This is a genomic window from Methylophaga sp. UBA4204 (genome assembly GCF_002379485.1).
Lineage (GTDB): Bacteria > Pseudomonadota > Gammaproteobacteria > Nitrosococcales > Methylophagaceae > Methylophaga.
The window spans coordinates 18112-25400 of record NZ_DFTU01000086.1 but is presented as its reverse complement, the minus strand read 5'-3'; the positions used below and the strand labels follow the sequence as shown (position 1 = coordinate 25400).

Annotated in this window: 7 protein-coding genes; 2 read left to right on the top strand and 5 right to left on the bottom strand. The window is 43.9% G+C overall.

What is annotated here, in order from left to right; translation table 11 throughout:
* Positions 1 to 91: 91 nt before the first annotated feature.
* From B3182_RS12355 to B3182_RS12340, 4 genes are all read right to left on the bottom strand, one after another.
* Entirely contained in the window at positions 92 to 682 is a 591-nt protein-coding gene (locus tag B3182_RS12355) for a DUF5610 domain-containing protein (RefSeq protein ID WP_292358087.1), read from the bottom strand.
* 55 nt (positions 683 to 737) lie between these two features.
* A complete protein-coding gene (locus B3182_RS12350; protein ID WP_292752955.1) occupies positions 738 to 1970 on the bottom strand; it encodes an MFS transporter in 1233 nt (410 codons plus the stop codon).
* A 262-nt stretch (positions 1971 to 2232) separates the two neighbouring features.
* On the bottom strand, positions 2233 to 2724 hold the full coding sequence (locus B3182_RS12345; RefSeq protein ID WP_292358091.1) for a hypothetical protein: 492 nt from the start codon (positions 2722 to 2724) through the stop codon (positions 2233 to 2235).
* A gap of 124 nt (positions 2725 to 2848) precedes the next feature.
* Positions 2849 to 3547, bottom strand: coding sequence for a hypothetical protein (locus tag B3182_RS12340; RefSeq protein WP_292358093.1), 699 nt, complete (start codon positions 3545 to 3547; stop codon positions 2849 to 2851).
* A gap of 166 nt (positions 3548 to 3713) precedes the next feature.
* On the opposite strand from B3182_RS12340, the gene B3182_RS12335 reads away from it, so the two are divergent.
* On the top strand, positions 3714 to 4247 hold the full coding sequence (locus tag B3182_RS12335) for a histidine phosphatase family protein (protein WP_292358095.1): 534 nt from the start codon (positions 3714 to 3716) through the stop codon (positions 4245 to 4247).
* Positions 4248 to 4490: 243 nt separating this feature from the next.
* Positions 4491 to 6803, top strand: a complete 2313-nt coding sequence (locus B3182_RS12330; protein ID WP_292358097.1) for a mechanosensitive ion channel domain-containing protein — start codon at positions 4491 to 4493, stop codon at positions 6801 to 6803.
* A gap of 64 nt (positions 6804 to 6867) precedes the next feature.
* Here B3182_RS12330 and B3182_RS12325 read toward each other — a convergent pair.
* The coding region (locus tag B3182_RS12325) for a hypothetical protein (protein ID WP_292752952.1) at positions 6868 to 7289 on the bottom strand (422 nt) is incomplete at its 5' end.

Below are 7289 nucleotides of genomic sequence, written 5' to 3'. Positions count from 1 at the left end.
CAGAGTATGGCGGGTATTATGCAGAACTCAAGAGCCGGTATGTCTGAGTTGCAATAAACCGCCTCCCGAGATGGGAGGCGGTAAAAAGTATTTAGGCTTCTTGAGAAGCTTGATAGTTTTCTACAAAGGACTGTAGGCCTTGTTGAACTAAATCGTAGGTTTTATCGATATTGCCTGCTATATCGCCTTCCAGTACTTTCAGGCCACCAAGAATGTCGCGTGCTTCTTTAAACCCCTGATCGATTCCACCGCCAATCACTTCGACAAATGATTTCAGGGCTTCTTCAAGCGGCATATCCTGGCGGGTGCTGTAATAAGCATCAAAAAAAGCAGTACTCATTTGCACAATGCGTTCGGAAGTCGCTTCGGGTGAAACATCAACGCCTTGTTCATAAGCTTTTTGAATGGCGTTCTCGCCAAACTCAGCCTTCAGAGAGTCATTGATGCCCTCAAGAGCAGTTTTAAACAGTAATGCCATGGCACCATCACCATTGCCGTCACTGAGATTAAACGAGACCTGCAGAATGGAAAGGTTCATTTCGCTATTCGACTCAGATACTGAAAACTTTTTTTCCTGGGCCAAAACCGAAACCTGCTGACCAAAAGGGCCTTCCTGCTTATTTACAGGATCCTTTGCCATCGAACTGACGGTCTGGCCAAACGGATCAGTGTTAATTGTCATTTTCTTATCCTCGAATGGATCTACTCTAAGGCTAGCGGCGTCGAGAAGAATGACTTTAATCTTGTTTTAATGAATGATGATTTATTTTTTCAGCTTCACGAATAGGAGCTTGGGCCAGCAACCATCCCGCAAACATAAATATCAGCATGCCAAGCAGAATCGCTTCAAATTGCACACCACCGTCAATCAGGAAACCTAGTACAGCGGGTGCCAGGCCGGTTGAAAACACCATAAAAGCTGATTTGACACTACGTACACGGCCTAAATGTTCACGACCCCAAAGTACCACTAATAAACTATCTACCACCGGCGAAGACATGCCAAGTGAAATTCCGGCACCAATCATTAAAATCAAAACACCTGCATTGCCACCGACTAATACCGCCAAAATGATAGCGAATGCAAAAGGAGCCAGGTACAAGCGAGCTAGAAGCGATACCCCTAACTCATCTATCCAGCGGCCTCCAAGTAATGCGCCGGGAAAACGAGCAATGCCCATTGCCGTTAAACCCAAGGCATATGCGGTGGTGGTGGCATTTAAGTCTAGTGTCATTTGGGACTGAAAAATAAAAATACCGGTTAAAGTGACTGGCAAAGCCATAGTCAATGGAATAATCAGCCAGAAACGTTTTTCCAGCATCGGGTTGGGGCCTTTGATTTTGTTACCGCTGCTATCACGTTTGATTTCAGGAGCTTCAGGCCATTTCGCCAAAAGCAGTAACATCAACCAAATGAGAAAAATGACGGCGGCCACTGCCCACCAGATTTGCTGCCAGCTCAACCAGCCAAGTAATAATGCGATGACGGGTGCCAGAATAATCTCACCCAGTGGCATGCCGAGACTGACCAACCCCAGAGCACGACCACGATTAATAGTAAATTCGCGGCCAGCTAATGTACTGCCAAAATGGGTCATCAACCCTTGACCACATAACCGTACTAAACCCAGCCCAATTAAAGCTGGAATCAGCCATGGTGAAGTGGTCAGTAAAATCACGCGCGCCAATAACGCTGTCAGCACTAATAAGGCATAACGCCGGGGGGCAATCCAATCCAGTTTCTGGCCGAAATGTAACACCAGAAATCCGCTTGCCATTGTAAGTGCTGCATACACAGCTCCAAATTCACCTGCTGATAAATTTAACGAATGGGCAATATCAGATTGAAACAAACCAATGAAAAAGCTTTGTCCAAGATTGCCAGAGAAAAGTGCAATAAAACCAATAGCCAGTAAACCAAACTGGTTGCGGATCAAACTGAAATAACTGTTCGCTTGAGGAGAAGTCATAAATTCCAATGATTGAATAAACGAGACGGCTCTTTCCCAACAGAGAAAAAGTATATGCTCTGAATTATAGAGGAGCTGCCATTATCAGGCGAGTTTACCCAAAGTCACCGTGTGCTATTTTCAGTCGCAAGCGCAGGGCTAGGACGATTTTTTTCGACAAACCGCGTTACAAATTACTTATACAGAACAGCTAAATCTCATCATTTGCTCATTTATCGCGAAATGAACCACCAAGAGGGGTGGAGACGAAAGGAAACAAGCACTAGAGCCTTAAAAGGTTCTGAATGATTTCGTCTTCCGTTTTCCCCTTAGTGCGAAGGTTGTAATAGTACTGGCAGAGAGCTGAAAAGCTATGTGGAGTCTGTAACGTCGGAAGTTTAGTAAACCACTCTAATCTGTTAACCGCTGTTTCTTTAATGTTATGTTCAAACAGCATATCTTCCAGCTGGGCGGCACGATTGGCAATCATACGATGACTTTCATCAAATCGGTCAGCAGCATTGATGAGCAATTCTGCTGTGCGTTCAATTTCAGCTGTTTCATCGTTTATTTCTGCACGACTACGTTTGACCAGCCATTCCTGTGGTGACATTTCCACTTGGCCATCGAGCCAAAGGGGAATTTCGTTTACATCGATTATCGGCGCAGCTTCCATCTGCGGAATGTCATCATTGTTTTGATCGCATGCGGATAACGAAAAGATCAACAGTAAGCTTAAGAATAATGATGGTAAAACCTTGGGTCTCTTGTCCATATCCACTCCAGAGAAACTTGCTGATGAACAGCAATCTACCGGCATACTAGAGTGCTATGGATGAAAGCACATCAGAGATAATCCTGATATGTTAAGGAAGTTGTCACAAGTTGGCATCCAGCCATTAATCGGAGCGTTGGGATTTAGCTGGTTCAGTTTTTCTTTTTTTGATAAACAGTCTTGGGTTTTTGGCGATAAATGACCATATCCAGCGTTCGAGAAACGATTTGGCTTGTGCTTTTTTTAGGTGGCCGTAGCCGAGTAATGAAATAAACAAAGCGCCTATGGCATCAACAATCAGGTCATACATGGTGTCAGTTAAGCCTGAGTAATCACCGAACATGGGTTTTTGCATATTCAAACCCAAAATTTTATCCATGCAAAATTCAAATATCTCCCACAATGCCCCCATACCCAAAGCAAACATAAAAGCAAAAAAAGCTATAAACCCCGGCATCATCTGTAAATGGATATATTCATTTTCATTCAGTAGATAAACCAGCAGAAAGCCAATAATACCTAACAGAAAACCTGAGCCAGTGTGCAAAGCAATATCCCACCACCAGAACTTGGTGTAATAGCCATGTACTTCACCCAGAAATACCGATGCAAAGACAAAGGCAATTGCCAGAAGTTGAAATATAGCTGGCACATGAACATTGAATTTTCTGGCCAGTAATACAGGAAATAAGCTGATGATAATAATGCCGAAAGTCGCTATCGCATTGAGCCATTGTTGTTCCCAAATAGACCCGAAAAATCCGGCAAACAATATAAATTGCAACAAGAGTGTCAATTTTTTAGGCATGGAATGAGGTGTCATTTGAGCTCCAGAGACTTGATTTTTCCCTAACTTTTCTAATGCGCAGTGAACTGTTTTCTAACGTATGAATCAATAACAGCTTATTAGTAAGATTTTTTAGATAAAAAAACATGCCTTATTCATGGTAATGAAATTAATTTACTTTTGGGAATACCGAGAGGTTTAAATGCGACAGTTGCTTACAGTTTTGCGTTATGGTCTGTTTTTATCGCTGTTTTCATCAGCTTCCAGTATGGCAGATCAAGTTATTATTTTGCGCCATGCGCTAGCCCCTGGCGTCGGTGATCCAGAGGGGTTTGATTTGGCAGAATGCCAGACTCAGCGGGTATTGTCTTCTGAAGGACGTGAACAGGCGATAGAAATAGGTCAAAAACTTCGCGAATCAGGTATTACTGAGGCAGAGGTTTTCTCCAGTGAATGGTGTCGATGTTTGGAAACCGCAGAATTACTGGGGTTTGGTCCACCGCAAAAGCTGACGGCACTGAATTCTTTTTTTCACGCATCAAATCGCCATTTAAAACAACAGTTTCTGCAAGATTGGAAAGCGCATATTACTAAGGTGAAAACTGTTAATACCAAGATCTATATCACTCATCAGGTCAATATATCCGGACTTCTCGACAAGTTTGTGTTATCGGGAGAGGGCGTATTGGTGGAAGTGAATGAACAGGGACAACTGAAAATTGTATCGGTTTTGTAATGAACCCTTCCGCCTTGATAGGGTCACAGGGTCGTGTCTCTTTCCTAGCGACCTCTGTTCTGTTTGAAACATAAACAGACCCTACAACTGAAAACTACATTTGTTAAGCTGTTGATAGTAACCAATTGACGGCTTGAATCAATTATTGATTGCTACCTTCGCATCAATCTAAAGCCTTTGGGCAAATAATAAATTTAAAAAAATCAAACAAAAGGAGATCACAGTATCGTGTGGATTTTTGATATGAAATGGAAGTTAACTTCAGCTCTGCTGGTGACGTTGTTGTTAACATTCAGTTTGATAACCGAAACGGCTTGGGCCGAACCTGCTACTCCGCCCAATAATGAAAAACATTACTCAGCGCTTGCTGACACACTCGAAAATGAACAGTCCCGTGAAAAACTTATCGCAGAATTACGCGAATTGGCACAGGCGGCTGAAGCACTGGATCAAGAAGCCGCTTCAGAAGAGTTGGTTGATGAACCAACGTTTGCCAGACAGATTGCCAATACGACCCAATCCGTTGCCCAGCAGATTGTCTCAACAGTTGGGACGGGTTTTTCTGCTGTAGCTGCTATAGGTTCTGATGAAGCAGGCACATTTGATTGGCAGGACATGCTGGATGAAAGCTTCTTTCTACTGGTGGTGATTGCCAGCACGTTATTAATGTTTTATGTGCTGCGAAGTCTGGCGCGTCATGCTTTTCGTCGTGCTAATGATTGGGCTGAAGCGGAGGGTGACTATCCGGAAATTCGCAAATTCAGCGCGATTTTGCTGGCAGCTCTAGTGGATTTACTGACAGTAGCCTTAGCATGGGTAGCCGGTTATGCCGTTGCCTTGTTTGCCATTGGCAGCAATGGAGAAATGAATGTCAGTCAATCGCTATTCCTCAATGCGTTTTTGGCGATTGAAATATTTAAAGTCATACTCCGTACGATATTTGCTGGACGTGATGATGCACTGCGTTTATTACCAATATCTGCCGAAAGTGCCACTTACTGGCATATCTGGTTAGTTCGGTTAACCAACTATATTGGTTATGGCATGTTGCTGATTGTGCCATTGGTCAATCTGAATATTAATCCGGTCGTCGGCCAACTGGTCAGTGTACTGGTGGTGTTAAGTGCATTTATCTATGCAGTTGTTGTCATCATGCAAAACCGTGTATCCGTTAAACAGCGTTTGCTCTCTCATGCACAACAGTCCTCATTCAGCTTTTCAAGAGTGAGTCTGGGGATTCTGGCACGTAGCTGGCACATTCTGGGAATAGTGTATTTTGCTGTGTTAGCTGTGGCTTTATTACTGCGTCCGGAGGATGCCCTGCCAATGATGTTAAAGGCCACTTTCCAGACCATTCTCGCGCTGGTGATCGGTGGACTGCTGGCGAAGTTCCTGGCGAAAACCATTGGTCGTCCGGTAAATGTTTCAGAAGATTTGCGTTCTCGTTTTCCGATGCTGGAACAACGGGTAAACGGATTTGTACCAAATATCTATAAAACCTTAAGAATTTTGCTGGTGGTGGTTGTTGCCGCAGTCATTTTGGATGCCTGGGGAATATTCAGCCTTACCGCATGGTTAGCCTCAGAGGCGGGTATTCACACTATCGGTACATTGATTAGTGTGGCTGCAATTCTTGTTGGAGCGATGGCAGTATGGATAGTTTTGGCAAGTTGGATTGAGCACCGGCTTAATCCTGGTGATGAAACGCATTTGCCAACGGCAAGAGCCAAAACATTACTGACAATTTTCCGTAACGCGGCGGCTATTGCTCTCATCATAATGACCGTTATGATTGTGCTGGCTGAAATAGGTGTCAATATTGGACCATTATTGGCGGGTGCCGGTGTGCTTGGTTTAGCCATAGGTTTTGGTGCACAGAAACTGGTGCAAGATATTATTACCGGGGTGTTTATCCAAATGGAAAATGCCATTAATTCCGGTGATATTGTTACTGCAGGTGGCATCACTGGTACAGCTGAGAAATTGACAATCCGCTCTTTAGGTCTGCGGGACCTTTCGGGAACCTATCATCTGATTCCATTTTCATCAGTAGATACCGTGTCCAACTTTATGCGCGAATTTGCTTACCATGTGGGTGAGTATGGCGTGGCATATCGTGAAGATACCGATCAGGTGATTGTGCATCTGCGTGAAGCTTTTGCCGAGTTAATGGCAGATGCGGATCAGCGTGAGAAAATTCTGGTTGATGAGCTGGAAGTTCATGGCATTACCGCTCTGGCAGATAGTTCAGTCAATATTCGGGTACGGATTAAAACCCTTCCGGGTACGCAATGGGGTGTTGGCCGGGCTTATAACCGTCTGGTGAAACAGCATCTGGATGCAGCAGGAATTGAGATTCCATTCCCGCATATGACCATTTACTTCGGTCAGGATAAAGATGGATCGGCTCCACCTGCGCCGCTGAAAATGGTCGGAGATTCGGATTCAAATTCTGCCATTCAGTTGGAGCAAAAACCTGACAAAACAGAAAGCTCAAAATCATCAAAATCCAACCCAAAGGATAAACAGGATTTTGATGAAGAACATGAGAGCTAGATTTGCTAGTAAGCCCTAGTATCACAAGACACCCTGTTAATTTTAACAGGGTGTTTTTTTATGGCTATCCGTTCAGACGTTGCTGTATCAATCGTTGCAAACTTCGGGTGCCGGTGCAGTTATCGCATTCATCAAGTGCGGTTTGTATTGTTGATTGTGCTGACCGGTAATCCTGTATCAAATAAAGCAAGGTAGCGGTCATGAGTGATTTATTCTGGTAATTGTCCAGTAAATCATCAACGACCAATCGCAGACCTGAATCAGCACTGAAATATCGCAGATCACGGGTATCGGCAATCAATGCCAGATTTAACGCCCAGAATGCTTTATCTGATTCACCTTGCAAAGCTGTTGCCAGAGCAAAACCAATTTTGGGCAAAGATGCTTTGGGATCTTTTTGGGATTGTGCTTTAAATGCATTTATTGCTGTTGTTGACTCATAGCGCGATAACGCTTCCCAGCCATCAATATTGGAATAGTTCGAAA